The sequence below is a fragment of the Blastococcus sp. SYSU DS0619 genome (assembly GCF_054051035.1).
The window spans coordinates 1-25884 of record NZ_JBJHAM010000007.1 but is presented as its reverse complement, the minus strand read 5'-3'; the positions used below and the strand labels follow the sequence as shown (position 1 = coordinate 25884).

General features: G+C 74.3%; 26 protein-coding genes. 6 read left to right on the top strand and 20 right to left on the bottom strand.

The annotated features are described in order from the left end of the window. Positions 1-31 precede the first annotated feature (31 nt). Positions 32-463, bottom strand: a complete 432-nt coding sequence (locus tag ACI79T_RS10820; protein WP_456610065.1) for a flavodoxin domain-containing protein — start codon at positions 461-463, stop codon at positions 32-34. Between the two features lie 287 nt (positions 464-750). Here ACI79T_RS10820 and ACI79T_RS10815 point away from each other — a divergent pair, with 287 nt between their 5' ends. From ACI79T_RS10815 to ACI79T_RS10805, 3 genes are all read left to right on the top strand, one after another. Beyond that, on the top strand, positions 751-1740 hold the full coding sequence (locus ACI79T_RS10815; RefSeq protein WP_456610064.1) for an ATP-binding cassette domain-containing protein: 990 nt from the start codon (positions 751-753) through the stop codon (positions 1738-1740). After that, a complete protein-coding gene (locus tag ACI79T_RS10810; protein ID WP_456610063.1) occupies positions 1737-2573 on the top strand; it encodes an ABC transporter permease in 837 nt (278 codons plus the stop codon). Before ACI79T_RS10815 ends, ACI79T_RS10810 begins: the two co-directional genes overlap by 4 nt. 96 nt (positions 2574-2669) lie before the next feature. Beyond that, the gene (locus ACI79T_RS10805) at positions 2670-4247 is read left to right on the top strand and encodes a phospholipase D-like domain-containing protein (protein WP_456610178.1); all 1578 of its coding nucleotides are present in this window, start codon (positions 2670-2672) and stop codon (positions 4245-4247) included. 89 nt (positions 4248-4336) lie between these two features. On the opposite strand, the gene ACI79T_RS10800 is transcribed toward ACI79T_RS10805, so the two are convergent. Beyond that, positions 4337-5005, bottom strand: a complete 669-nt coding sequence (locus tag ACI79T_RS10800; protein WP_456610062.1) for a cysteine hydrolase family protein — start codon at positions 5003-5005, stop codon at positions 4337-4339. A 179-nt stretch (positions 5006-5184) separates the two neighbouring features. Between ACI79T_RS10800 and ACI79T_RS10795 the strand changes: the two genes are divergently transcribed. The 3 genes from ACI79T_RS10795 to ACI79T_RS10785 all read left to right on the top strand — a co-directional run bounded on the left by ACI79T_RS10795 (position 5185) and on the right by ACI79T_RS10785 (position 8663). Then, complete coding sequence (locus tag ACI79T_RS10795; protein ID WP_456610061.1) at positions 5185-6045, top strand: fumarylacetoacetate hydrolase family protein; 861 nt, start codon at positions 5185-5187, stop codon at positions 6043-6045. Between the two features lie 85 nt (positions 6046-6130). Continuing rightward, entirely contained in the window at positions 6131-7717 is a 1587-nt protein-coding gene (locus ACI79T_RS10790; RefSeq protein ID WP_456610060.1) for a Na+/H+ antiporter NhaC family protein, read from the top strand. A 154-nt stretch (positions 7718-7871) separates the two neighbouring features. After that, positions 7872-8663 (top strand): SRPBCC family protein, encoded by a 792-nt coding sequence (locus tag ACI79T_RS10785; protein ID WP_456610059.1) that lies wholly within the window; start codon positions 7872-7874, stop codon positions 8661-8663. A gap of 119 nt (positions 8664-8782) precedes the next feature. On the opposite strand, the gene ACI79T_RS10780 is transcribed toward ACI79T_RS10785, so the two are convergent. The 18 genes from ACI79T_RS10780 to uraD form a co-directional block, all read right to left on the bottom strand. Further along, positions 8783-8989 carry a hypothetical protein gene (locus ACI79T_RS10780; RefSeq protein WP_456610058.1) on the bottom strand — a complete coding sequence of 69 codons (207 nt, stop codon included), beginning with the start codon at positions 8987-8989 and terminating at the stop codon, positions 8783-8785. 23 nt (positions 8990-9012) lie between these two features. After that, on the bottom strand, positions 9013-9468 hold the full coding sequence (locus ACI79T_RS10775; protein ID WP_456610057.1) for a hypothetical protein: 456 nt from the start codon (positions 9466-9468) through the stop codon (positions 9013-9015). 49 nt (positions 9469-9517) lie between these two features. After that, positions 9518-10561 carry an isopenicillin N synthase family dioxygenase gene (locus tag ACI79T_RS10770; protein ID WP_456610056.1) on the bottom strand — a complete coding sequence of 348 codons (1044 nt, stop codon included), beginning with the start codon at positions 10559-10561 and terminating at the stop codon, positions 9518-9520. Beyond that, the gene (add, locus tag ACI79T_RS10765; protein ID WP_456610055.1) at positions 10558-11613 is read right to left on the bottom strand and encodes an adenosine deaminase; all 1056 of its coding nucleotides are present in this window, start codon (positions 11611-11613) and stop codon (positions 10558-10560) included. Before add ends, ACI79T_RS10770 begins: the two co-directional genes overlap by 4 nt. Positions 11614-11687: 74 nt before the next feature. Beyond that, the gene (locus ACI79T_RS10760) at positions 11688-12542 is read right to left on the bottom strand and encodes an ABC transporter permease (RefSeq protein ID WP_456610054.1); all 855 of its coding nucleotides are present in this window, start codon (positions 12540-12542) and stop codon (positions 11688-11690) included. After that, positions 12539-13330: an ABC transporter permease gene (locus tag ACI79T_RS10755; protein ID WP_456610053.1), complete on the bottom strand. Its 792-nt coding sequence runs from the start codon at positions 13328-13330 to the stop codon at positions 12539-12541. The genes ACI79T_RS10760 and ACI79T_RS10755 overlap by 4 nt, the downstream gene beginning before the upstream one ends. Further along, positions 13327-14154 (bottom strand): ABC transporter ATP-binding protein, encoded by an 828-nt coding sequence (locus ACI79T_RS10750; RefSeq protein WP_456610052.1) that lies wholly within the window; start codon positions 14152-14154, stop codon positions 13327-13329. Before ACI79T_RS10750 ends, ACI79T_RS10755 begins: the two co-directional genes overlap by 4 nt. A 34-nt stretch (positions 14155-14188) precedes the next feature. After that, positions 14189-15247: an ABC transporter substrate-binding protein gene (locus ACI79T_RS10745; protein WP_456610051.1), complete on the bottom strand. Its 1059-nt coding sequence runs from the start codon at positions 15245-15247 to the stop codon at positions 14189-14191. 179 nt (positions 15248-15426) lie between these two features. After that, entirely contained in the window at positions 15427-15903 is a 477-nt protein-coding gene (locus tag ACI79T_RS10740; protein WP_456610050.1) for a nucleoside deaminase, read from the bottom strand. Further along, complete coding sequence (locus tag ACI79T_RS10735) at positions 15900-18563, bottom strand: molybdopterin-dependent oxidoreductase (protein WP_456610049.1); 2664 nt, start codon at positions 18561-18563, stop codon at positions 15900-15902. The genes ACI79T_RS10740 and ACI79T_RS10735 overlap by 4 nt, the downstream gene beginning before the upstream one ends. After that, complete coding sequence (locus ACI79T_RS10730; RefSeq protein WP_456610048.1) at positions 18560-19375, bottom strand: FAD binding domain-containing protein; 816 nt, start codon at positions 19373-19375, stop codon at positions 18560-18562. Before ACI79T_RS10730 ends, ACI79T_RS10735 begins: the two co-directional genes overlap by 4 nt. Then, complete coding sequence (locus ACI79T_RS10725) at positions 19376-20191, bottom strand: MurR/RpiR family transcriptional regulator (protein WP_456610047.1); 816 nt, start codon at positions 20189-20191, stop codon at positions 19376-19378. Then, positions 20188-21429, bottom strand: coding sequence for an allantoate amidohydrolase (locus ACI79T_RS10720; RefSeq protein ID WP_456610046.1), 1242 nt, complete (start codon positions 21427-21429; stop codon positions 20188-20190). The genes ACI79T_RS10725 and ACI79T_RS10720 overlap by 4 nt, the downstream gene beginning before the upstream one ends. Beyond that, positions 21426-22655, bottom strand: coding sequence for a pyridoxal-phosphate-dependent aminotransferase family protein (locus ACI79T_RS10715; RefSeq protein WP_456610045.1), 1230 nt, complete (start codon positions 22653-22655; stop codon positions 21426-21428). The genes ACI79T_RS10720 and ACI79T_RS10715 overlap by 4 nt, the downstream gene beginning before the upstream one ends. Continuing rightward, the gene (gene allB, locus ACI79T_RS10710; protein ID WP_456610044.1) at positions 22655-24031 is read right to left on the bottom strand and encodes an allantoinase AllB; all 1377 of its coding nucleotides are present in this window, start codon (positions 24029-24031) and stop codon (positions 22655-22657) included. The genes ACI79T_RS10715 and allB overlap by 1 nt, the downstream gene beginning before the upstream one ends. Beyond that, the gene (pucL, locus tag ACI79T_RS10705) at positions 24004-24900 is read right to left on the bottom strand and encodes a factor-independent urate hydroxylase (protein WP_456610043.1); all 897 of its coding nucleotides are present in this window, start codon (positions 24898-24900) and stop codon (positions 24004-24006) included. Before pucL ends, allB begins: the two co-directional genes overlap by 28 nt. Continuing rightward, on the bottom strand, positions 24900-25214 hold the full coding sequence (uraH, locus tag ACI79T_RS10700; protein ID WP_456610042.1) for a hydroxyisourate hydrolase: 315 nt from the start codon (positions 25212-25214) through the stop codon (positions 24900-24902). Before uraH ends, pucL begins: the two co-directional genes overlap by 1 nt. Next, complete coding sequence (gene uraD / locus ACI79T_RS10695; protein ID WP_456610041.1) at positions 25211-25708, bottom strand: 2-oxo-4-hydroxy-4-carboxy-5-ureidoimidazoline decarboxylase; 498 nt, start codon at positions 25706-25708, stop codon at positions 25211-25213. Before uraD ends, uraH begins: the two co-directional genes overlap by 4 nt. Between the last annotated feature and the right edge of the window lie 176 nt (positions 25709-25884).

Sequence of the window (25884 nt, the reverse complement as noted above, 5' to 3'; positions counted from 1 at the left end):
CGGAAGTCGCCGACGGGCGCCCGCATCGCCGTCACCATCGCCCGCTCGCCGAACGACGGGCGGGCCTTGTCCAGCCGGCCGGGAAGACCGCCTGGCCGCGCGCACCGGTCAGCTCCGACAGCGGCTCCACGTCGTGCGGCACGTCGGGTGGGAACGGGGGCTCGCCGATCGGGCCGCTGGAGAACAGCCACACCGGCCTGGTGCGCAGCGCCGACGTGTGCGTCGCGGCGTACTCCCGGGCCGGCTCCAGCCAGCGGCCGACGTACACGGCGCTGCCGAGGACGACGGCGTCGAAGCCGGCCGGCTCGGGCTGCTGCTGAACGGGCACCGCGACGGCGACCAGCCCGGCCGCACGGCCCGCGTCGCTCTCGTCCAGGGTGCGCGCGATCGCGGTGGCGACGTCCGCCGTGGCGCCGTGCCGGCTGGCGACCGCGACGAGCACCCGCAGGGTGTGGTCGCTCACCGGACGGCCGCATCGACGAGGGGGCGGTGGGGTGCGGGGATCGTCATGTCGGGTGCTCCGTCGGTGCGGTGGGGCCTCCGGTCGACGCCGACGCTGGATCCGGTGGTGCCCCGGTCCGCAGGGCCGCGGGACCGCTCCCGCCGGGACGAAGGTCCCGATCCCCAGGGCGCGACGCCGGCTCCCCGGAGCTGCCCCGCCCGGAATTCGCTGGCGTGCGATGAGTTCACCGCCCACATTCGGTCGGACCCCGCAGAGATGCTCCTCCGGATCCGGACGTAGGGAAGCCGATGACCACGCAGCACCCGCTCGCGATCGACGCCACCGGGCTCGGCAAGTCCTTCGGGCAGACGCGTGCCGTCGCCGGGGTGGACCTCGCCGTGCCGGCCGGCACCATCTACGGCGTCCTCGGCCCCAACGGCGCCGGGAAGACCACCACCATCCGCATGCTGGCCACGCTGATCCCCCCGGACGCGGGGAGCGCCCGGGTCCTCGGGCACGACATCGTGTCCGAGGCCGACACGGTCCGCGAGCTGGTCAGCCTCACCGGCCAGCTGGCCTCCGTCGACGAGGAGCTCACCGGCCGGGAGAACCTCGTGCTGCTCGGCCGGCTCCTCGGGTACTCACGTGCCGCGGCCAGGGACCGCGCGGACGAGCTGCTCGACGCGTTCGACATCGCCGAGGCCGCCGGCCGGCTGGTCAAGCACTACTCGGGCGGCATGCGCCGCCGGCTGGACATCGCGGCGAGCATCGTCGTCACCCCACGGCTGATGTTCCTCGACGAGCCGACGACCGGCCTCGACCCGCGCTCGCGCAACCAGGTCTGGGAGATCGCGCGGGCGCTGGTCGCCGAGGGGACGACGATCCTGCTCTGCACCCAGTACCTCGAGGAGGCCGACCAGCTCGCCGACGGCATCGCCGTGATCGACCGGGGCCGGGTCATCGCCGAGGGCACGCCGAGGAACCTCAAGGCATCGGTCGGCACCGGTTCCCTGCACGTCCGGCTGGTCGACCCGGGCCGGCGGGCCGCCGCCGCCGAGCTGCTGGAACGCGCGGTCGGCCCCGTCGTGCTGGAGGCGGAGCCGGCGGCGCTGTCGGTGAGCGGAGCGGACGCCGGGCAGGCGGCGATCGCCGTCGCCGAGCTCACCCGTGCGGGCGTCCCGCTCGCGCACTTCACGCTGCAGCAGCCCAGCCTCGACGAGGTCTTCCTCGCGCTCACCGGGCACGTCGCCGAGGAGACGTCCCCGCCCTCCGACACCCTGCAGGAGCACCGGTCATGACCACCACGACCAGCCCGACCGGCTCCGCCGACACCGCGGCGGTGCGGCGGGCCATCTCGTCCACCCCCCGGCCTCCCCGGCCGGGCCGGCTGTCCACGGCGGTGACGTTCGGCTGGCGGGGCATGCTGAAGGTCAAGCACGTGCCCGAGCAGCTGCTCGACGTCACCGTCACGCCGGTGATGTTCCTGCTGATGTTCACGTACCTGTTCGGTGGCGCGATCGCCGGCTCCACCAGCGCCTACCTGGACTACACGCTGCCGGGCCTGCTGGTCATGTCGGTGCTGTTCACGACCGTCTACTCCGGGGTCGCGCTGAACACCGACCTGACGAAGGGGGTCGTGGACCGCTTCCGGTCCCTGCCCATCTGGCGCCCGGCGCCGCTGGTGGGTTCGCTGCTCGGCGACAGCGTCCGCTACCTGGTCGCCGGGACGGTGATCATCGTCGTCGGCGTCGCCCTGGGCTTCCGGCCCGACGGCGGCGTCCTCGGGGCGCTGGCGGCCCTGGCGCTGGTCGTCGCCTTCTCGTTCGGCCTGTCCTGGGTCTTCTCGGTGCTCGGGCTGCTGATGCGGTCGCCGAACGCGGTGATGAACGCCGGCTTCATGGCGATCTTCCCGCTGACCTTCCTGTCGAACGTCTTCGTCGACCCCGCCACGCTGCCCGGCCCCCTGCAGGCGTTCGTCGACGTCAACCCCATCTCCGTCCTGGCCACCGCGTCCCGGTCGCTGATGGCCGGCGAGCCCGACAGCGCGGCGATCCTCGTCTCCCTCGCCGTCGCGGCCGCGCTGGCCGCGGTGTTCCTGCCGCTGACCACGAGGCTGTACCGCAGCCGCTGAGCGGTCGGTGACCGGCCCGGCCGGTGCGGCCGGGTCGTGTCGTGGAGCAGCCCGGTCGTTGGCTCCGTCCGCAGCGGCGGGCACACTGCCGGTGTGATGGACGGCGCCGAGACCACGACGGAGCCCGATACGGATCCGGGTATCGGGCTGCCTGCCTCCGGGCACACCGACGCCGATGGCGGCCAGGAGCAGGGCGCGCGACTGCTGATCCCCGGCGAGACGTGCTGGCGGATCGAGCGGGCCACCCGCTTCGCGATCTTCGTCGACGCCGCCGACTACTTCGCCACCGTCAAGCGGGCGGTCCTGCGCGCCGAACGGCGCGTGCTGTTCATCGGCTGGGACTTCGACCCGCGGATCCAGCTCGACCCGTTCGACGGCAGCCGCCCGGACGACGACCGGCTGGGCGCCGTGCTCGAACGGGCCGTCGAGGAGAACCCACACCTGGAGATCGGCGTCCTGCAGTGGGACCTCGGCATGCTGCGCGCGCTCGGCCGGGGGCTCAAGCCGATCGTGCTCCTCGACCGGCGCACCTCCGACCGGCTCACCTTCGCCGTCGACACCCACCACCCGGTCGGTGGCGCCCACCACCAGAAGATCGTCGTCATCGACGACTGCCTGGCCTTCGCCGGCGGCATCGACATCACCGCCGACCGCTGGGACACCTCCGACCACGCCGACGGCAACCCGCACCGGCGACGCCCGGGCGCCGGCCGGGCCGAGGGCCGGTTGACCGGGCCGTGGCACGACTGCACGAGCATCATGACCGGGCCCGCCGCCCGCGCGGTCGCCGAGCTCGCGTGCGAGCGGTGGGAGAGCGGCACCGGTGAGCGGCTCGAGCCCCTCACCGAGGACCGGGACTGCTGGCCCGAGGACGTCGAGCCGCTGCTGACCGACGTCGACGTCGCGATCTCCCGCACCCGGCCCGAGCACGGCGGCGCACCGCTGGTGCACGAGATCGAGCTGCTCTGGCTGGCCGTCATCGCCGCGGCCCGCCGCTCGATCTACATGGAGAGCCAGTACTTCGCCAGCCGCCGGATCGCCGAGGCGATCGCCGAGCGGCTGCGCGAGCCCGACGGCCCCGACGTCGTCGTCATCAACCCCTGGACCGCCGACGGGTGGCTCTCCGAGAAGGCGATGGGCACCGCCCGGGCCCGGGTCCTGGAGATCGTCGCGGACGCCGACGTGCACGACCGGTTCCGGCTGTACACGCCCGTCACCGAGCAGGGCGAGCACATCTACGTGCACGCCAAGGTGACCGTGGTCGACGACCGTCTGCTGCGCATCGGGTCCAGCAACGTGAACAACCGCTCGATGGGCCTGGACACCGAGTGCGACCTGGCGATCGAGGCGGTGGCGGGGCAGCCGGGTGCCGACCGCCTCGCCGAGACCTTCGTCGGCTTCCGGAACCGCCTGCTGGCCGAGCACCTCGGGTGCGCGCCGGACGACGTCGCCGCGGCGGTCGCCGAGACCGGTTCGCTGGTGCAGGGCATCGAGCGGCTGCGCCGGCCGACCGGCCGCTCCCTGGTCCTGTTCGAGCCGCCCGCGCTCGGGCCTGCCGACCGGGCGCTCGCCGAGTCCGAGGCGATGGACCCGGAGAAGACGCCCAACCGGTGGCGCCGCGTGGAGCGGTTCTTCGCCCGGCGCCGGCGGCCGCGGGCGCGGGTGCGCTCCTGACTCCGCGGCCGGCCCCGAGCGGCTCGGCTCGGCGGCGGCGGCGAGGTAATGGGGCGAGGTGATGGGGCGCGGGGCTGACGCCTTCCGGCTCAGCTCCGGTGGTCCGTCGTCAGCCGGCGGAGGATCTCGTCGCTGCTCGTGGTGAGCACGCCCATCCGGTCCGCCTCCTGCAGGTGGATGGGCAGCACCCCGGAGACGGCGTCCGCGGCGACCAGGGTCCGGTAGTCGTGCTCGCTCGCGCCGTAGACGGTCGCGCGGGGGCAGTTCGGGTAGTTGCAGCCGGCGACCACGACGGTGCTCACCCCGAGCGACCGCAGGTGGGCGTCCAGGGGCGTGCGGTGGAACGCGCCCCACCGCGGCTTCCACATCGCCCACTCGCCGGGCGCGAGCAGCTGCAGCCGACCGGACAGCAGGTCCGGGGCGTCCAGCGGGGGTGCGCCGGGCGGTCGGAGCCCGGGGGCGAGCTGTGACCCCGCCGAGCCCGGGCGGACCACTGCCGCACCCGACGCGATGAGCCTGCGCCGGGGGAGGTCGACGTCGGACCCCTCGTAGAGCCGGACGACGTGCACGACGGGCCGGCCGGCGTCCCGGAAGCCCCGTACGAGGCGGGAGACGGTCGGCACGACGGCGCTGGTGCCGGCGACCGGGCTGCTGCCGTCGTCGAGGAAGTCCACCTGCGTGTCGATGACCAGCAGCGCCGCCCGGTCCAGCTCCGGGGCGACGAGCGGATCGACGTCCGTGGGCCAGTCGGGGAACACGGCCGTCACCTCCGACCTGCTGCAGGGGCATCCGCCGCGGACCGGTCGGCCGCGCCGTTGCGATGCATCTTGACCCACCCGGGTGGCCTCTCCAAGATGCGCGGTGTGATGCAGCCCACACAACCGCGCCGCTCGATCGGTGCCATCCCCTCGACGGCCGGCACGCCGGAGCGCGTGCGATGAGGCTGGTGTCCTTCCACGGGGACGACGGGCCCTGCCTGGGGGTCGAGACCGGCGCCGGGGTCGTGGACGTGACGGACTCCGGCGTCGACGGCGCACGGGCGTCGGTCCGGTCGGTCGCCGCGGCCGGCCCGGACGCGCTGCAGCGGCTGCGGCAGGCGGCGGAGGCGGGGGACCCCGTCCCGATCGAGCAGCTGCGGCTCGCGCCCGCGGTGCCCGACGCGGGCAAGATCATCTGCGTCGGCCTGAACTACCGCAAGCACGCGGCCGAGGGCGGCATGCCGGTGCCCGAGCGACCGATCTACTTCGCCAAGTACGCCAACAGCCTGGCCGCCTCCGGTGCCGACGTCGTGATCCCTGCGGTGGCCGAGCAGGCGGACTACGAGGTGGAGCTGGTCGCGGTGATCGGCCGCCGCGCCAGGAAGGTGAGCACCGGGCAGGCGCTGGACCACGTCTTCGGCTATGCCACGGGGAACGACCTGTCGGCCCGGGAGCTGCAGATGCGCAGCACCCAGTGGATGTACGGGAAGGCGATCGACGGCTTCGCACCACTGGGGCCCTACGTCGTCACCGCCGACGAGGTGCCCGACCCGCAGGCACTCGACCTGCGGACCTGGGTGAACGGCGAGCTGCGGCAGAACTCGAACACCAGGGACATGGTGTTCGGCGTCGCGGAGCTGGTCAGCGACCTGTCCCAGATCATGACGCTGGAGCCCGGGGACGTCGTCTACACCGGCACTCCCGAGGGCGTGATCCTCGGCATGGCCGATCAGGTCTGGCTCCGGCCGGGCGACGAGGTCGTCTGCGAGATCGAGGGCCTGGGGCGGCTGGTGACCCCGCTGGTCGCCGACCCCGGCTGAGCGCGACCCCGCCCCGGGGCCGCCGGCCAGAGGCACCGCCGTAGGTCGGGGCGACATCCCACACCCGCACCACCGAGGAGGGCTCGTGGAACCGTCGATCCTGTCGCTGCTGCCACCGCTCGTGACGATCGTCCTGGCGATCGCCACCCGGAAGATCCTCATCTCCCTGAGCGTCGGCATCGTGCTCGGTGCCCTGATGTACGCCGAGTGGGACGTCCTGGCCGCGCTCGAGTTCGTGGGTGAGGCGGCCGCGGGGCTCGTCGTCGCCGAGGGGGAGATCGCCGAGGAGCTGTACATCCTCGCCGCAGTCGTCCTGATCGGCGTCCTGACCTCGCTGATCTACGTGTCCGGCGGGCTGCTCGCGTTCGCGTCCTGGGCCGTGCACCGGGTGCGGACCCGCAGCCAGGCAAGCTTCGTCCCGGTGGCGACCGGCCTCGTCATCTTCTTCGACGACGCGTTCAGCAGCCTGGTCGGCGGCACCGTGAGCCGGTCGATCACTGACCAGCACCGCATCTCCCGCGCCAAGCTGGCCTACCTCGTCGACTCCACCGCCGCCCCGGTGATCATCCTGGTGCCGATCTCCGGCTGGGCCGCCTTCATCGCGGCCACCATGACCGGGATCCTCGACGAGAACGAGGTCGCCGGCCTCAACGGGTACGAGGCCTACCTGCAGTCCATCCCGGCGATGCTGTACCCGATCACCGCCCTGCTGCTGGTCATCGCGGTGGCGTGGTTCAGCATCGACCTCGGCCCGATGCGCCGACACGAGCGGAGGGCGATCGAGGAGAACGTGCTCTTCGACCCCGCGCGGGGGATCCCGCCCGGCGAGACCGACCGGGATCTCCCGGTGCGCGAGGACGGCCGCGTCCGCGACCTGGTCTGGCCCATCCTGACGTTGATCGCGGTCACGGTCGCCGGCGCGCTGTGGATCGGCATCACCGGAGCCGAGGGCTCGCTGGCGCCGATGGACGTCCTGGCCGCCACCGACGTCATCCTGGCGCTGTTCTACGGCACCATCGTGGCCTGCCTGGTGGCCGCCGCCATGCTGCTGGTCCGTCGCACACCGGGCAGCGTCATCGGCAGGGCGGCCGTGTCCGGGATGCGTTCCATGTTCTTCGCGGCCGCCGTGCTGTTCCTCGCGTGGATCACCGCCGAGGTCATCGGGGAGCTGGGCATCGGCGAGTACCTCGCCGGCGTCATCGACGAGGCTCTCCCGCTGGCGCTGCTGCCGGTCATCCTCTTCGTGCTCGCCGCGTTCATCGCCTTCTCGATCGGCAGCACGTTCGGGACCTTCGGGCTCCTGCTGCCCATCGCGGCCGAGATCGCGCTCTCTCTCGACAGCCAGCTGCTGATCCCGGTCTTCGGGGCGGTGCTCGCCGGCGCGATCTTCGGCGACCACACCTCGCCGCTGTCGGACACCACGATCCTGTCCTCGATCGGCTCCGGGGTGAATCTCATCGATCACGTGACCACCCAGCTGCCGTACGCCTTCGTGGCCGCCGCGGCGTCGGCCGTCGGCTACCTGGCCGCCGGGGTCACCCAGAGCACCGGCCTCGGCCTCCTGGCAGCAGTGCTGGCCCTCGCTCTCGCCGTCCTCCTGCTGAAGAGGCGCAGCGGCGGCGGGCAGGACGTCCCGGTGACCGCACCCCGGGAGAGCCGGGTCGAGAGTTGACCCGGCGTCGGCGGTGAGGGGCCCGCGACGCCTGCCGGAGGCCGTGGAGCTGCCCGGATTCCTGCTCTTTCGCCGCCTTCGGGCGTTGGCCCGCCGCTGGGCGGGTAGCGGGAAGGCTCGGTACCAAGCAGCTGACGAGCGAGAGGACTGAGCGATGACGACGAAGGCTGAGAAGTCGATCCAGGTCGACGTACCGGTGACCACCGCCTACAACCAGTGGACGCAGTTCGAGGACTTCCCGCACTTCATGGGCGGGGTCGAGTCGGTGCACCAGCACAGCGACCAGAGCCTGCACTGGACGGCCGAGATCGCGGGCGTCCGGCGCGAGTGGGAAGCCACCATCATCGAGCAGATCCCGGACCAGAAGATCGCCTGGGCCGCGAAGGACGGCGCGACGAACGCCGGGGCCGTGCGCTTCGAGCCGGTGGGCGCCGGCTCCACCCTGGTGCACCTGTCGCTGGAGTTCGAGCCGGAAGGGCTCGTGGAGAAGGTCGGCGACAAGCTGGGGCTCGTGGAGCGGCAGGTGGAGGCCGACCTGAAGCGGTTCAAGAGCCTGGTCGAGAGCGAGGGCTACGCCACGGGTGGCTGGCGAGGGACGGTCAACCCAGGGGCGGACGTCGGCACCCCCGGTGCGAACGCCGCCTTCACCTCCCGGGGGGACAGCGGCAAGGCGGGCGTCTCGGGCAAGGTGAAGGCCGCCGCCGGCGTCGCTGCCGCCGGAGCCGCCGCGGCCGCCGGTGCTGCGGTGGCCGGGTCGAAGAGCGGCCAGCAGGAGACGGCGCCGCAGGGGAACCGACCCGAGGACGTCGCCGCCGTCCGCCAGCCGCCGACGGAGGTGGTGGTGGAGGAAGAGGTCGTGGTCGCGGAGCCCGCCCCGGGTCGCGCCACGGGCACGTCCACCGAGGGCGGCGAGACGGGCACGGCCGACCGCGGCGACGGCCGATGACCGGCGGCGCCGGTCGCTGATCCGCATGGTCGGTGGAGGGACGAGCGCCCTCCACCGACCGGCGGCCCGGCCGGGCGGTCAGCTCGCCTGCAGCAGGGTGTGCTCGCTCGGGCAGCCGGTCACCAGGCGACCACGTCCTCCGGGCGCTCGATGTGCACGCCGTGGCTCGACCCCGGCCCGGTCAGCAGCTCGAACCGCGCCCCCGGGACGGCATCGGTCCAGAGCAGCAGCGATCCCGACGTCCCCATGACCAGCAGCAGCGGATGTCCCTCGCCGCGGATCTCGTAGTTCAGCCTGACTCCGGTCCGGACGGCCGTCTGCGGCATGGGAACCCGGACGGCGCCGGGGGTCAGTCCGTCTCGGCGGGTGTGGGCAGCAACCAGACCGCCCCGGCCAGCGCGCCGTAGAGCAGCGCCGGCCCGGTGTGCGGGAGCCGCTTGCCGGCGGCTGCCCGGGCCTGCCCGCGGCGGAAGGCCTTCCGTTCCGCGCCGACCACGCCGGCGATCGAGCCGGCGACGACGGCGGCGCCGACCCCGATCACGACGGCCCTCTTCCCGGCCGGCAGCGCGCCGAAGGCCGTGGAGAGCGGCGGCTCGCCGGCGGCCTGCAGCTCCTCGCGGGTGGTGGCCCAGGTCGCCCGCAGCTCGGGCACCGCGGCGGCGAGTGCGACCGCCGAGATCCCGGCCTTGGTCCAGCCGCGCGCCGTCCGGGAGGAGATGAGATCGGGCAACGCGTAGTGGACGGCGGTGGCCACTCCGGTGATCAGGGCCTGGAACGTCGGTGACTGCGTCGGTCCGGTGGGCATGCCGCCATCCTGCCGTCCGACGCCGTCGTCCGGTGCCTCGTCGGTCCGCCTACCTCGCGGCCAGGACGCGCGCCGCCTCGCGCTCCGCCTCGGTGTTGGCGACGCCCGCCCGCGAGCCGGCCAGCTTGGCCCGGATGTGGCCGCCGACGGTGATGGGCGGGTACGCAGAGGTGCCGTCGGCGGCCAGGCAGGTGGGCAACGTCTCGATGACGGCGTCGATGTTGCCGTCGTGGAAGAACGCCGCGGAGCGACGCCGCTCGATGCGCCCGTCGACGATCGGCGGCTTGACCCGGTGCAGGGTCGACATCCACCGCTCGTTCGTCCACCGGGACATGAGGTCGCCGAGGTTGATGAGCAGCGCGCCGTCGGCGGGCATGACGTCGTGCCAGGCGCCGTCGCGGCCGAGCACCTGCAGGCCCCTGACCTGGTCGGCCCACAGCACGGTGACGATGCCGTAGTCGGTGTGCTCGCCCATCCCGGTGAGGTCGCCGTCGAGCGTCACCTCGCCCGGCGGCAGGGCGTAGTTGTTCATCCGCAGCACGTCGAGGCTGTGGTCGGTGTACCGCTCGAAGAACCCGGCCGGGAGCCCCAGCGCGTCGGCGAACATCGTGGTGAGCGTCCGCGCCACGCGGCCCGCCTCGGCGAAGTAGGCCGACACGGCCTCCTGGAAGCCGTCGGACTCCTCCGGCCACACGTTCTCGGCGTAGTCGACGGCGGGCAGGTCGACGCCCGGGTAGTCGGTGTGGGCGGCGCCGACGTTGAAGGCCTCGAAGAAGTCGTGCATCCGGTTCGACGGAGCGAGGCCGAGGCTGAGGCTCAGCGACTCGGTCTTGGGCGGGCTGTAGCCGCGGTTGATCTCCGGGGCCGTCCGGTACGCCGTCTTGGCATCCGCCGGCAGGGAGAAGAACGAGTCGAGGGCGGCCGCGAACGCGTCCGTGGTCTGGGTGGGCACCCCGTGGCCGACGATCTGGACGAAGCCGACGGTGCGGGCGGCCTCGTCGAAGGCGCGGGCCGCCGCCTGCCGGCGCTCGGCGGGGCCGTGCGGGTCGACGTAGGCGGAGATGTCGACGACGGGCACGGAGAAGTCGGTCATCGGGAGGGCTCCTCGGTCGGGTCGGGTGCTTCGGTGGGTGTCGGGGGAGGGGCGTCCGGCGTGGCGGCCACCATCGCCGCCGCGCGGCGGCGCAGGGATGCCTTGTCGGTCTCGTCGAGCCAGCAGGCATCGATGGCGTTGGTGGTGAACGCCGCCAACTGGTCGCGGCGGTAGCCCAGCGCGTGGGCGAGCACCCGCAGGTCGTGCGTGGGGTCGGTGCCGAACATCGGTGGGTCGTCGGAGTCGACGGTGACGCACAGCCCGGCGTCGACCATCTGCCTGATCCGGTGGTGGGTGCCGTCTCCGCTGCCGGAGTAGCGGCCGATGTCGGAGCTCACGGGCGTGCAGGTGAACGGGATCCGTTCGGCCACGCACCGGGCCGTGATCTCCGGGTCGTCGACGACGTGGTAGCCGTGGTCGATCCGGCTGCAGCCGAGCTCGTCCAGCAGGGTGAGCACGTGACCGGGAGGGCCGGACTCGGAGTGCGCCGTCCGGCCGAGGCCCGCGCGGCCGGCCAGCCGGTACGCCTCGACGAACCGCCCGGGTGGGCCGTTGACCTCGGCGTAATCCAGCCCGATGCCGACCACCTCGTCGATCCGGTGCTCGATCACCTGCTCGACCAGCTCGACCGCCTCGGCGCCGCTGCGCTCCCGGTTGATGCCGATGACGAGCCGGGCGTCGATACCGGTGTCGGCGTGCGCGTCCCGCAGCCCCGCGACGACCCCCTCGAGGATCCGCGGGTAGGGCACGCCGGGGTGGCCCGGCGGGCTGAGCTGGATCTCGCGGTAGAGGACGCCGTGGTCGGCGCCCCCGGTCGTGAGCGACTCGTAGGTCACCCGGTGGAAGTCGTCGACGTCGCGGATGACCGAGCCGACGACGTCGAGCACCCGGAGGAACTCGCCGAGATCCTCGTAGCTGTCGTGGTCGTAGAGGTCCTCCGGTCCCCGCTCGAGCGGCACCCCGTGCCGGGCGGCGAGGTCGGCGACCGTCTGCGGCGACACCGTGCCGATGAGGTGGCAGTGCAGGCTGACCTTGGGGAGCGCGGCCACCATCGCGTCGACGGCAGGGTCCCTCGGTACCGGCCTGGAGTGCGGTGGGTGGCCCGGCGGACGCGGGGAGGTGGTCGTCACGCGCGGTCCCCCTGGCCGAAGCGGCTGAGGACGGCGGCCTCGACGAGCTGGGCGACGAGGTAGAGCAGCAGGGACACGACCGTGATGACCACGACGAGGGCCCACACCTTGCCGATCTGCGAGCGCGCCGCGGCCGAGACCACCGCGTACCCGATGCCCTGGCCGGTGGCCAGCCACTCGGCCAGCAGGGCCCCGGTCATCGACCCGGGCACGGCGATCCGCACCGCGGCGAAGAAGGCCGGCATTGCGGAGGGGAGCGCGACCTTGCGGAGCACCGTCATCGGCGAGCCGCCGTAGACCAGCACCAGGTCCCGCATCTGGGGGCTCACCGACCGGAGCCCGACGACGATGGTCACCAGCGCCGGGAAGAGCACCACGACCGCGCTCATCACCGCCACGATCGGGTAGCCGCGGCCGACCAGGAGGATCAGCATCGGCGCCAGGGCGATCAGCGGCACCGTCTGCAGGACCAGCGCGACCGGCATCACCGCGCTCTCCGCGGCGCGGAACCGGACCACTGCGCCGGCCAGCACGATCGCGGCCAGCATGCCGGCGACGAAGCCGATCCCCGCGTCGAGCAGGGTCTGGCCGAGCAACCCGGCGATCTCGGCCCGCAGCGCGGGGGCGTCCTCGTCGACGACGAGGATCTCGACGACGTCGAGCGGCCCCTTCCCGACGTAGCTGGAGACGTCGAAGGCCCACAGCGCGGCCACCCAGAGCCCCACGACCACGGCGAGCACCAGCGCCATCGTCCCCACCGCCCGCAGCGTGGCGGCCAGCAGCGGGTGCCGGCCCGACCTCCCCGGCGTGCCCTCCGCGGCGGGGCCGCGCACCAGCAGGTCGGCGGTCATGCGGCACCTCGCGACCAGGGGGTGACGACCCGGCCGAGGAGGGCGAAGAGGCCGTAGAAGAGACCGGCAACGACGGCGCAGCCGAGGCCGATGGCCCAGGCGCCGGCCACGTCGACGTTCTGCTGGGCGATCTTCAGCGTGATGGCCACGCCGCGCTGCACGCCGCCGACGTACTCGCCCAGGATCGCGCCGAGGAACGCCAGCGGCGCCGCCACGCGCAGGGCGGCGAGCATCGCCGGCAGCGCCGCGACGAGCCGCACCTTGGTGAGCTGGCGGAGGGGCCCGCCGCCGAAGACCCGGACGACCTCCAGGCTCGCCGGGTCCGCCGACCGGAGGCCGAGCACCGTGCCGACGACGGTGGTGAAGAAGACCGACAGCGCCGCGAGCGCCGTGGCCGTGCCCGCCCGCTGCCCCTCCTCGGGGTTGCCGATGACGATGAAGAGCACCGGTGCGATGGCGACGAGCGGGACGCAGTAGGTGATCACCGCGATCTGCATGACCAGCTTCTCGAGCGCGGGCACGAGGAGCGTCACGGCGGCGAGCGCGACCGCCGCGCCCGTGCCGTAGCCGAAACCGACCGCGGCCTCCTGCAGGGTCATGCCGAAGTGGGTGGCGTAGAAGCTCCAGCCGCGGTCGGCCGCCGCGCCCACGACACCGCCGGGGGAGGGGATGCGGGCGTCGGCGAGCAGGGTGAGCACGAGCAGCTGCCAGACCGCGACCACGCCCAGCAGGCCGAGGACGCCGAACCCGGCCGACCGCAGCGAGTCGCGGTCGAGCAGGCCGGTCACCCCTCCGCCGTCCCGCTGCCGAACAGCAGCTCGGAGGCGTGGTCGTGCAGCGCGTGGAACTCCGGCGTCCGCATGATCTCGGGGTGGCGGGGCCGCGGCAGGTCCACGTCGATGACCTCGACGATCCGGCCGGGCCGCGCGCTCATCACCGCCACCTGGTCGGAGAGGAAGATCGCCTCGGAGATGCCGTGGGTGACCATCAGCGTGGTCGCCGGCTGCTCCGTCCAGATGCGCAGCAGCTCGACGTTGAGCCGTTGCCGCGTCATGTCGTCCAGGGCGCCGAACGGTTCGTCGAGCAGCAGCACCGACGGCTTGACGACCAGCGCACGGGCGATCGACACGCGCTGCCGCATGCCGCCGGAGAGCTGGGCCGGCTTCGCCTTCTCGAACCCGGTCAGGCCCACCAGGTCGATCAGCTCGCGCACCAGCGCGGGGTCGGGCCGGGTGCCGGCCACCTCGAAGGGCAGCCGGACGTTCGCCTCGACCGAGCGCCAGGGCAGCAGGGCCGAGTCCTGGAACGCGATGCCGAGGGCGTGCGCCCGGCGCAGCTCCGGCGGCGTCATGCCGTCGACCAGGGCGGTGCCGCCGGTGGGCTGCTCCAGGCCGGCGAGGATCCGCAGGATCGTGGACTTCCCGCACCCGGAGGGGCCGAGGAGCGAGGAGAAGCTGCCCTGGTCGGTGTGCAGCGTGGCGTCGGTCAGGGCCTGCACCTGCTTGCGGCCGGTGCCGAAGGACTTGGTGAGGCCCTGGAGGTGGATGCCGGTGCCCCCGGCCGGCCGCGGGGCGGCCGGCCGGAGGGTCTCGGTCTCGGAGAGCGAGGTCATGGGTGATCCGGTCCGATGTCGGAGGGACGGTCGGTCAGGCGGCGCTGGGCACCTCGACCAGCTCCGGCTTCTCCTCGAGCAGTTCCTGGAGCAGCGAGAGGTCGAAGAGCTGCTCGGCGTCGGTGAGGTCGATGCCGGCGGCGGCGAGGGTGGCCAGGTTCTGCTCGATCAGCTCGTCGGTGATGGTGAGCAGCCCGTTGGACTCGACGTCGGGGGTGACGATGAGGGTGCTCTGCACCTCCGCCTGCTGGATCTCCTTGGCCAGGTCCAGGTCCAGGTCGGCGCCGTACTCCTCGACCGCGAGCCGGGCGCCCTCCTCCGGGTCGCGCAGGTAGTCCTGCCACCCCCGGATCTCGGCCTCGAGGAACGCCTTCACCTTCTCCGGGCTCTCCTCGATCATCTCGTCGGTGGTGATGATGCTCTCGGCGACGAACGGCAGCCCGTTGTCGGCGAAGGGCAGGTTGGTCACCTCGTAGCCGGCGTTCTGCACGGTGATCGACTCGTTGGTCAGGTAGGCGAGGAACCCGTCGACCTCACCGTCGATGAGGGGCGCGGGGTCGTACTCGACCGGCACCTTCTCCACCTGCGCCGGGTCGATGCCGTTGACCTCCAGCAGCGCGTCGAACAGCGTCTCGTTGCCGCCGGCCTGGACGCCGATCTTCTTGCCGACCAGGTCCTGCGGGGTCGCGATGTCGCCGCCGTCGGCGAGCGACAGGATCGTGAAGGGGTTCTTCTGGAACTTGGTCCCGACGATCTTCAGCGGAGCGTCCTCCTCGGCGATCACCTGCGCGGCCGCGACGGCGTTGCTCAGGCCGAAGTCCGCCTCGCCGCTGGCCACGAGGGTCTCGATCGGGCCGGGGCCCGGGTCCATCGAGACGCCGGAGAATCCCGCGTCGGTGTAGTGGCCGTTGGCGTCGGCGAAGTACTCGCCGGCGAACTCGGCGTTCTTGATCCACGACAGCTGGAGCGTCACCGAGCCGAGGTCGCCGCCTTCGGCGGCGGCGGTGTCGGTCTCCTCGGAGCCGCCGCACGCCGAGAGGGCGAGGACGGCGCCGGTGAACGCTGCGGCGGTGCGCAGAGCGCGCTTCTTCATGGGCGTCTCCTGGTCGGGAAGGGCGGTGGGGCCTCGACGGCGAGGAGGTCTCCCGGTCCGCCGTGTGCTGCTGCTGGACGCTAGGAGCGGCGGGTTTCGGCGCAGGTGGACCGGCGTTTCGGCGCTGTTAAAGAAACGGCCTTCTCACCCTGGAACGGCCGTCTCGCCCGGCTCCGGGGTCAGTAGTCCACGCGGAGGGGGTTGTCGCGCCAGGCCCGGAACGGCGCCACCGAGGTGTCCAGGCGCAGCTCCTGCACCGGGGTCGGCCAGGCCGGCGGCGCGGAGGCGAGCAGCTCGTAGAACGCCCGGTCGTCGAAACCGCCGTCCGCCGCGTCGTCCCGGTTGGCGGCGAACAGCACCCGGTCCAGCCGCGCCCACAGCGCCGACGCGGCGCACATCGGGCACGGCTCGCACGAGGTGTACAGCGTGCAGCCGACCAGCGCGAAGACACCGAGTTCCCGGCAGGCGGCCCGGATCGCGCTGACCTCCGCGTGCGCGGTCGGGTCCAGCTCGCGCGTCACCCGGTTGACCCCCGTCGCGACGATCGCGTCCCCCCGGACGACGACCGCCCCGAACGGACCGCCGCCGGCGGCCACGTTCGCCGTCGCCAGGTCGACGGCCTGCTGCAGCCACTTCGCATCGGTCGCGGACGTCATCTGCTCTCTCCTCGGGTCAGGCGCCAGATCCGGTCCCTGCTCATCGGCAGGCCGTGCGGGCGCACCCCGATGGCGTCGCGCACCGCGTTCGCGATCGCCGGTGCCACCGGGTTGTAGGGGGCCTCGCTCATGGACTTGGCGCCGCGCGGGCCCAGGACGTCGTAGGTGTCGGCGAACAGCACCCGGGTGGCCGGCACGTCCCCGATCTGCGGGGTGCGGTAGTTCCGGAAGGACCGGGTGCGGACCTCGCCGTCGACCACGACCACCTCCTCCTGCAGCGCGGAGCCCACGGCCTGGGCGACCCCGCCCTCGACCTGGCCGCGCAGCTGCTCGGGGTTGATCACCACCCCGGCGTCGACGGCCTGGACCGAGTCGAGCAGCCGCACCTCACCGGTGGCCGGGTGCACCGCGACCCGGACGGCGTGCACGTTGAAGGCCACCGACCGCCGGGTGCCGTCGCTCCGGCCCGTCGCCGCCAGCGGCTGCTCCAGCCGGCCGAGGGCGGCCGCGCCGCCCAGGGCCTCCAGCCGGCCGCGCACCTCCTCCGCCGCGCGCTGCACGGCCAGGCCGGCGACGACGGATCCGGTGGACCCGAACGCGCCGGAGTCGTAGCCCGAGGTGGCGGTGTCGGAGGTGACCAGGCGGACCCGGTCGGGGGAGATGCCGAGGGTGTCCGCCACGAGCTGCGCGTGCACCGTGGCGGTGCCGTTGCCGAACTCGGCCGTGCCGACCTCGACGGTGGCGGTGCCGTCCACCCCGAGGACGACCCGGGCGGAGGAGTGGTGGCCACGCGGTGGGATGGTCGCGATCATCGCCAGCGCCATCCCTTCCCCGACCGCCCAGCCGTCGGCGGGCGGATCGGCCGGGCGGGTGCCGGCCAGCGCCTGCTCAGCGAGGTCCAGGCACTGGTCGAGCCCGTAGCTGCCGAACTCCAGGTCGGTGGCGGGCGGACCGTTGACGACGAACCCGTCGCCGGGCACCACGACGTTGCGGCGGCGCAGCTCGAACGCGGTGATGCCCACCTCCCGGGCGAGCTCGTCGAGCGCCGACTCGATCGCGAAGATCACCTGGCCGAGCCCGTAACCGCGGAAGGCCCCGCTGGGCGGGTTGTTCGTGTAGACGGCCTCGGCGTCGACCCGCTTGCTCGGGCAGCGGTAGACGGCGACCGATTCGTGCACGCCGTGGAACATCACGCCGGGGCCGTGGTTGCCGTACGCGCCGGTGTCGCTGAGCACGTCGACCTGCAGCGCGGTGAGCCGGCCGTCGGCCCCGGCGCCCACGGCCACCGAGACCCGCATCGGGTGGCGCACCGGCACGGCGGCGAACTGCTCCTCGCGGGTCAGCTCCAGCTGCACCGGTCGGTGGTCGCCGCGTTCGGCGAGCCGCAGGGCGGCCAGCGCGACGACGTCCTCGACGAGCAGCTCCTGCTTGCCCCCGAACCCGCCGCCGACCCGGGCGGCCACCACTCGCACGCCCGCCGGGTCGCGGCCGAGGATGCGGGCCAGCTCCTCGCGCACGAGGAACGGGACCTGCGTGCTGGTGCGCACCACGAGCGTCCCGTCGTCGTCGACCCAGGCCCGGGCCCCGTGGGTCTCGAGGCTGGCGTGGGTGACCCGCCCGGTGGTCCACGTGCCGCGGACGGTGTGCCTCGCGGCACCCAGGGCGGCGGCGACGTCGCCGACCTCGCCGTGCGTCGCGGCCACGACGTTGCGGCCCGGCTCGGCGATGCGCGAGGCCGCGGGGTCCTTGTCGCCGTGGAGGAGCGGCGCGCCGGGTGACCGGGCCGCCTCGGGGTCGAAGACCGCCGGCAGCGGCGCGTAGGTGACCTCCACCAGGGCGGCGGCACGCTCGGCCAGGGCGGCCGAGACCGCCACGACCGCCGCCACGCGCTGCCCACGGAAGCGGACGACGTCGTCGAGGAGGCGGGTGTCATCGGGGTCGTCCAGCCGGTTCTCGTGCCGGGCGGTCGAGTACAGCACCTCCGGGGCGTCGCGCGAGGTCAGCACCAGCTCCACGCCGGGGAGCGCCTCCGCGCGGGAGGTGTCGATCGCGACGATGCGGGCGTGCGCCTGCGCGGAGCGGACGAGCCGCACGTGCAGGACGCCGGAGTCGGGCAGGTCGAGGGTGTAGGGCTCCTGCCCGGTGACGATCCGGGGCCCGGCCGGGGCGGCGAGGGAGGAGCCGAACACCCCGAGGCCGGTCGGGCAGCCCGACCCGGTCGCCACGTTGACGCGGCCGGCCAGCGCGTCGCGGATCGACCGGTAGCCGGTGCACCGGCACAGGTTCCCCTTGAAGCACCGGTCGAGGTCCGCGACCGGGACGGTCCCGTCCTCGTCGGCGAGCGCGGTCGCCGTGACCACCCAGCCCGGCGTGCAGAAGCCGCACTGGAAGGCCGCCGCCTCGACGAAGCGCCGTTGCACGGGCGAGAGCTCCTCCGGCGTGCCGAGCCCCGCCGCGGTGGTCACGGCCCGTCCCTCGGCGCGGGCCGCCGGCGTGATGCACGAGTGCACCGGTGCGCCGTCCAGCAGCACCGTGCAGGCGCCGCAGTCACCGGTGTCGCAGCCCTTCTTGACCGCGGTGCCGCCGCACTCGCGGATCCAGGTGCGCAGGCACTGGCCGGGGGCGGGGCGCCCGGGGACCGCCGTCCCGTCGAGGTTCACGCCGCCGCTCCGGCGAGCTCGGCGCACACCTCGGCCGCGAGCAGCCCGGTCTGGGCGGCGCGCCAGTCGGCCGCACCGTGCGCGTCGTCGTACCAGCCGACCTCGGCCCCGGCCCGCGCCACCGCGCGGTGCACCTCCTGCTCGGTGGGTGCGGGGGGCAGGACGAGGACCACCGGCCGGGGCACCGACGCCGTGAGGGTCAGCACGACGGCGTCGGGCTCGCGGCGGCCGACGACCAGCGCTGCGCTGCGGCCGTACGTCGTGAGCGCGGAGCGCCGGAACGCGCTCGGTGCCCGGAGCGCCCGGCCGGGCAGCTCGACGGCGCGGAGCACCTCGCCGGGCAGCAGGGCGACCGTCCCGGCGCCGCGCACGAACGCCGGGACGGGCTCGCGGCGCTCGCCCCCGTCGGGCGTCCAGATCGCCACCTCGCCCGCGAGGGCTGCGGTCAGCGAGATCATCGCGCCGGCCGGCAGCCCGAGGCACAGGTTGCCCCCGACGGTGGCGGCCGACTGGACCTTGGCCGACATCAGCAGCGCGTCGCCGCAGCGCCGCGCGAGCGCGAGCGCGGGCGACGGCCACGGCGCCTGCCGGGCCTGCTGGATCGTGCAGGTCGCCGCCAGCCGCAGACCGCCGTCGGGCAGCGCCTCCCACGCCGGCCAGGCCATCGCCGTGAGGTCGACCAGCCCGGTGACGTCCGGCTGCCGCTCCGAGAACAGCCAGGTGCCGCCGGCGAGCAGCCGCTCACCCGGTCGCAGCGCCAGGCTCCCGCGGCCCTCCGCGCTCCGGTAGCTCTCCACCCAGGCGAGGTCCATCTACTCCACCTCCGCGAGACGGGCGTACGTGGTGCTGATCGAGGAGATCCGGTCCTGCCCGGCCCGGCCCGCGCGCGACAGGACGCCGTCGGCGAGCACCGCGACGACGCTCATGGCCGCGGCATAGGAGTCGTAGGCCAGCGATCCCTGGACCGGGCATTGCAGCCACACCCGGGCGGAGCCCGCGTGGCCGGCCGCGGTCGGGTCGCCGATCAGCACCACGTCGGCGCCGGTCGCGGCCGCCGTGGCCAGGAACCCGGAAAAGCCGGCCGGCCGGCGGCGGAAGCCGACCGCGACCACCGCATCGCCTCTGCCCAGGTCGGCCAGCTCCTCGCCGAGGACCTGACCGGGCAGGGGGGCGAGCGAGACCCGGGGGCGCGCGTGCACGAGCTGCTCGCGCAGGTGCAGGGCGACCGCATGGCTGTTGCGCCAGCCGACGACGAGCACCGAGCGGGCGTCCGCGAGCACCGCCACGGCGTCGGCGACCCCTGGCTGGAGCACCGCGGCGGCGACGGCGGCCGCCTCGGTGTCGGCGTGGGCGACCAGGTCCGGCGGCTCCGCTGCCCGCCGCGGCTCGCCCGCGCTGCGCAGGCCGCGGAGGTGGTCGCGGACCTCGTCGAAGTCGGCGAAGCCGAGCGAGCGGAACAGCCGGCTCATCGTCGCCTTCGAGACCCCGGCGAGGGCTGCCAGCTCGGCGGCGCGGTAGGTCGCGAGGTCGTCCAGGTGCTCCAGGAGCGTCTCGGCGGCGCGGCGCTCCTGGGACGTCAGCCCGGGGTGGCACCGGGCGATCCGCTCGTCGATCCGCAGCCCCGTCACGGCCGGGCCCCCACGGCCGCCGCGACCCGCCGGACCGCCGCCTCGAACGCGTCCAGCCCCCGGGCGACGTCGACCTGGCGGACGTCCTCGTCGGGGGAGTGGCTGATCCCGTCGGCGCAGCGGAGGAACAGCATGCCGACGTCGGTCACCGCCGCGACCGCCATCGCGTCGTGGCCGGCGCGGCTCCACAGCCCGAGGGGTTCCGCGGCGCCGCGGTCGTCGGTGGCGCCGATCCCCGCGATGACCGCCTGCTGCAGCCACGGGGCGCAGGGCACGGCCGGAGCGCGGTGGGTCTCGACGACCTCGAGGGCCAGGCCGCGCCGGTCGCAGATCGCCCCGATCTCGGCGCGCACCACCTCCCACATCGCGTCCCGCTCCTCGTCGGTGGCGGCGCGCAGGTCGAGGCTGAAGTCCGCCCGGCCCGGGATGACGTTGACCGCGCCGGGCCGCACCTCCATGCGGCCGACCGTGGCGATGCAGTCGCTCTCCCGGGCCAGCCGCTCGACGGCGAGGACCGCCTCGCTGGCGCCGACCAGCGCGTCGCGGCGCCGGGCGTACGGGGTCCCGCCCGCGTGCCGGGCCTCGCCGACGACCGAGAGCTGGAAGCGCCGGGCGCCGGCGATGGCCGTGACGAAGCCCAGCGAGCGGTCGGCGGCCTCGAGGTAGGGCCCCTGCTCGATGTGGGCCTCCAGGTAGCCGACCAGCTCCTCCGGCCGCCGCGCCGCGTGGCCCACGCGGGACGGGTCGAGCCCGAAGTCGCCGAACGCCCGGCGCAGGGTGACGCCGTCGGCGTCGCGCAGGTCCCACCAGGCCGGGTTCCAGCTGCCGGCGACCGCCTGGCTGCCGAGCAGCGCCGTGCCGAACCGGGCACCCTCCTCGTCGCTGAACCCGACCACTTCCAGGGCGAAGGGCAGGTCCGTGGTGCGCAGCCGCTCGGCGACCGCGACGGCCATGAGGACGCCGAGCATCCCGTCGTAGCTCCCGGCGTCGGGGACGGTGTCCAGGTGGGAGCCCAGCACCAGCGCGGGCAGGCCGGGTGAGCCGCCCTCGCGGCGGCCCCACTGGTTGCCGGCTGCGTCCTGCCAGGTGCGCAGCCCCGCGCGCGCCATCCACGTGGCGGTGAGCCGGTTGGCCGCGGCGTGCTCGGGGGTGAGGTGCGCGCGCTCCAGGTGGTGCGGGCTCGCGGACAGGCGGTCGAGCTCGGCGCAGCGCGCCAGCACCTCGGTGGCGGTGGTCATGCCGTGTACACCTCGTGCGCGGCGCCGACCCCGCCGCCCGCGGTCACCGGCACGCCGGCGCCGCGGAGCACCTGCTCCAGCGCGGCCAGCGTGGTGAGGACGGCGTCCCGGCGGGCGTTGTAGCCCATCGTGCCGATCCGCCAGACCCGGCCGTGCAGCGGACCGAACGAGGTGCCGATCTCGATGCCGAAGTCCTCGAGCAGGGCGGCGCGGACGCGGTCGCCGGGCACCCCGTCCGGGATGTGCACCGCGACGACGTTGGTCATCTTGTGCGCGGCGTCGCCGAAGACCTCGAGCCCCAGGCCGCGGACGCCGGCGAGCATCGCCCGGCCGTGCAGCGCGTGCCGGGCGACCGCGGCGTCGATGCCCTCCTCGACGAGCAGCCGGGCGCACTCCCGGGCCGCGTAGAGCATGGTGGTGGCCTCGGTGTGGTGGTTGAGCCGGCGCGGCCCCCAGTACGCCATCACCTGGGCCAGGTCGAGGTAGTTGGACCCGATGCGCGCGCCGGAGTCGACGTCGTCGTCGGCGCGGATACCGGCCTCGACGTGGGTGCGGCCCTCGATCAGCGCGGCCGCCCGCGGCGAGAGGGTGATCGGCGCGCTGCCCGATGGCCCGCTGAGGCACTTCTGCAGTCCGGCGGTGGCGACGTCGATGCCCCAGGCGTCGGTCTCGAACGGGTTGCCGCCCAGCGAGGCGGTCGCGTCGCAGTAGAGCAGCACATCGTGCCGGCGGCAGATCTCGCCGAGGTCGGCGAGCGGCTGGCACATCGTGGTGGAGGTGTCGCCCTGGACCACGGCGAGCACCTTCGGCCGGACCCGGACGACGGCGTCCTCGACGGCCTCCGGGGAGAAGACCTCACCCCACGGCACCGCGATGGTGTGCACCTCGGCGCCGCACCGCGAGGCGATCTCGGTCAGCAGCGCACCGAACCGGCCGAAGACCGGCACCAGCACCCGGTCGCCCGGCTCCAGCAGCGACACCAGCGCCGCCTCGATGCCGGCGCGGGAGGTGCCGTCCACCAGGAGCGTCTGCTCGTTGGCGGTGCGGAACACCGCCCGGTAGAGCGCCATCGTCTCGTTCATGGTCTGCGTCATGAACGGGTCGAACTGCCCGACCAGCTGCGCCGACATCGCCCGCAGCACGCGCGGGTCGACGGTGATCGGGCCGGGCCCCATCAGCAGCCGGGGCGGCACGTCCAGTTCCGGAGTCGATCCGGCGGCGTCCATCAGGCACCCCTCGTCAGCTGGTCGCCCCACCCGCGGTCGGGCAGGTCGGGGTCCACGCGCCGGCCGCGCACCACGGTGGTGGTCACCCGGCCGGGGAAGGTGAGCCCGTCGTAGGCGGAGATCGGATTGCGGTGGGCCAGCCGCTCGGCGGCGACCACGGTGTCCTCGGCGGTGTCGTGGACGACCAGGTCGGCGTCGGCGCCGACGGCGATCCGGCCCTTGCCGGCGAGCCCGACGAGATCGGCGGTGTTGCGGGACATCCACCGGCTCACCGTCGCCACGTCGATCCCGCGCCGGGCGGCCTCGGCGGCGACGGCGGGGAACCCGACCTGCAGGCCGGAGACGCCACCCCACGCCTGCTGCAGGTCGCCGCCGCCACGGGTCTTCTCCTCGGCGGTGGCGGGCGAGTGGTCGCTGACGACGCAGTCGATGACGCCCTCGGCCAGCGCGGCCCACAGCTCGTCCCGGTTGCCGGCGTCGCGGATCGGCGGGCAGCACTTGAACTGCGGTGCGGCATCGGGGATCTGCTCGGCGCTGAAGGTGAGGTAGTGCGGGCAGGTCTCCACCGTGATCGGCAGCCCCTCGTCCCGCGCGGCCCGCACCAGCGGCAGGGCCCGGGCGCTGGACAGGTGCAGCACGTGCACCCGGGCGCCGGTGTCGCGCGCGCCGTCGAGCACCTGCCGGATCGCCCGGGTCTCGGCGTCGTCCGGCCGGCTGAGCAGGAAGTCGGCGTAGGCCCGGCTCGGTCGCGCGGGTGCCGCCGCGAGGGCGGCGGCGTCCTCGGCGTGCACGACCACCAGGCCGCCGAACCCGGCGGCCGAGCGCAGCACCCGGCCGAAGGCGGCCGGGTCCAGGGGCGGGAACTCGTCGACGCCGCTGGGGGAGAGGAAGCACTTGAAGCCGAGGACGCCCGCTGCCCACAGCGGTTCGAGGTCACCCTCGTTGCCCGGCACCGCGCCGCCCCAGAAGCCGACGTCCACGGCCAGCTGACCGGCCGCGGCCGCCTGCTTGCGACGGAGGTTCGCCACGGTGGTGGTCGGCGGGACGGAGTTGAGCGGCATGTCGACGAGCGTGGTGACGCCGCCGAGCGCCGCCGCGTGGGTCGCGGTGGCGAACCCCTCCCAGTGCGTCCGGCCCGGCTCGTTGACGTGCACGTGGGTGTCGACGACGCCGGGCAGCACGGTGGCCGTGTCGGGCACGTCGAGGGCCGGCGTGCTCCCGGCGTCGTAGGGCTCGATCGCCGCGATCCTGCCGTCGGCGATGCGCAGCGTCGCGGGCCGCACGGTGTCGCCGACCAGGACCCGGCGTGCCCGGACGGTCGGGATGCCGGTCCCGTTCGGGGCGGCGCTCACGCGAAGGCCGGCACGCTCGTCCACGCGCGCGGCTCCTCCGCGACGCCGGCCCGCTGGACGGTGGCCTGGATCAGGCCGTAGGGACGGTCGGCGGCGAGGAAGACCTCGCCCCCGTTGGCCATCCCGAACGGCGTCAGGTCGACCTCGAAGTGGTGCTTGTTCGGGCAGCTGATCCGGATCTCCGCGACCTCGGGGACGGCGTCCATCGCCGCGGCGCCCATGGCGTGGATGGTCTGCTGCAGCGCCAGGCTGTGCGTGCCGGCGAAGGCGTCGGCCAGCGCGGCGCGGATCGCCGCGAAGGCGGCGTCCCAGTCGAGCGCGGTGCTCGAGTACCGCCACCACGCGGTGACGCTGGTGGCGAGGATCCGGTCGGTCGTCTCGGCCAGCGTGGTGAACCGGTCACGCGGGAAGCCGGAGAACTCGCTGCCGGTGCTCTTCAGCACGGTGAGGTCGGTGAGCCCGCCGAGCACGAAGGTCTCCGCCCCGTCGGTCTGCACCACCGCGGTGCGGGTCTCCCGGCCGGTGCGGGCGAAGGAGTGGCCGCTGCCCGGCGTGCCGGCGCCGATGCGCTCCCACCCGTACTGCTCGGCGCTCAGCTGCGTGCCGGTCACCCACGGCTGGACGCGCCAGTGCGCGGCGAGGGCGAGCAGGAACGCCTCGGGGGAGGCCACGCCGTGCTCCTTCGCCAGCGCGTAGACGGTGTTCTTCTGGGTGTCGGTGGCGTGCACGTGCGCGTTGTCGCCGTCGGTGTAGGCCGGGGCGAAGTCGCCGCGCAGCTGGGTGCTGACGTTGAGGTCGGCGATCGCGTGCACCGGGGTGTCCCGCTGGATGCGGACGAGGCGGCACTCGGCCTTGCCGTACTGGTTGGCGCCCAGCACGTAGGAGTTGCTCATCAGGACCCCCGGTAGGTGGTGTACGCGAACGGGCTGAGCAGCAGCGCCACGTGGTGGTGCTCTCCCTCGGTGACGGTGAAGCCGACGGTCACCGAGGGGTGGAACGTCTCGCGTTGCTGGGCGGCGAACCACGCGCCGGTCTCGAACCGCAGGGCGTGCACGCCGGCGGGCAGGTCGGCGTCGAACCGCGCGCGGCCGTCGGCGTCCGTCGCGCCCGGCACGGTGCCGCCGTCGGGCAGCGTGAGGACGACGTCGATGCCGGCCGCGGGCCGGCCGAGGACGGCGTCCAGGACGTGCGTGCTGACGGTGCTCATGGGGTGACCAGTCCTTCCAGGCGGAGCAGCGCGATCTCGGCCAGCTGGGCGCGCGTCACCGCCAGCTCCGTGGCGGGGTCGTTGCCGAGGCGCTGCTCGAGCAGGTCCAGCAGCTCCGGTCCGGTGCGGCCCGCGGCGCGGACCAGGTAGATCCGGCCGAACCGCTCCTCGTAGCGCCGGTTGCCCTCGGCGAGGCGCCGCTGCAGCTCGGCGTCGGCCCGGTCGACGCCGGCCTGCTCCCGGCTCGACAGCGCGGCCCCGGGCCCGTCGCCGGCCGCACGCTCGCCGATCCGCGGGTGGTCGGCGAGGGCGGCCGTCACCTCGGCGTCGGTCCAGGCGGCGGCGTGCTCCCGGGCGCCGGCGAGCAGCTCCTCGACGGCGGCGTAGGGCCGGCCGGCCACGACGGCCGTCGCGAACGCGGGGATGTCGGCGCACCGCCGGACCGCCGTCGTCGCCTCCTCGGTGGGGAGGGCGTTGAACTCGGCGAGCAGCACGAGGCGAACGTAGGAAACCGGCGTTTCAGCCGCGTTGCGATCGTTTCAGCATCGCGTGTCCTGGCCCGGCGCCGGGTGCCCCGGGCCGGGCGCAGCCGCCCGCGGGGGGGGGGGGGGGGGGGGGGGGGGGGGGGGGGGGGGGGGGGGGGGGGGGGGGGGGGGGGGGGGGGGGGGGG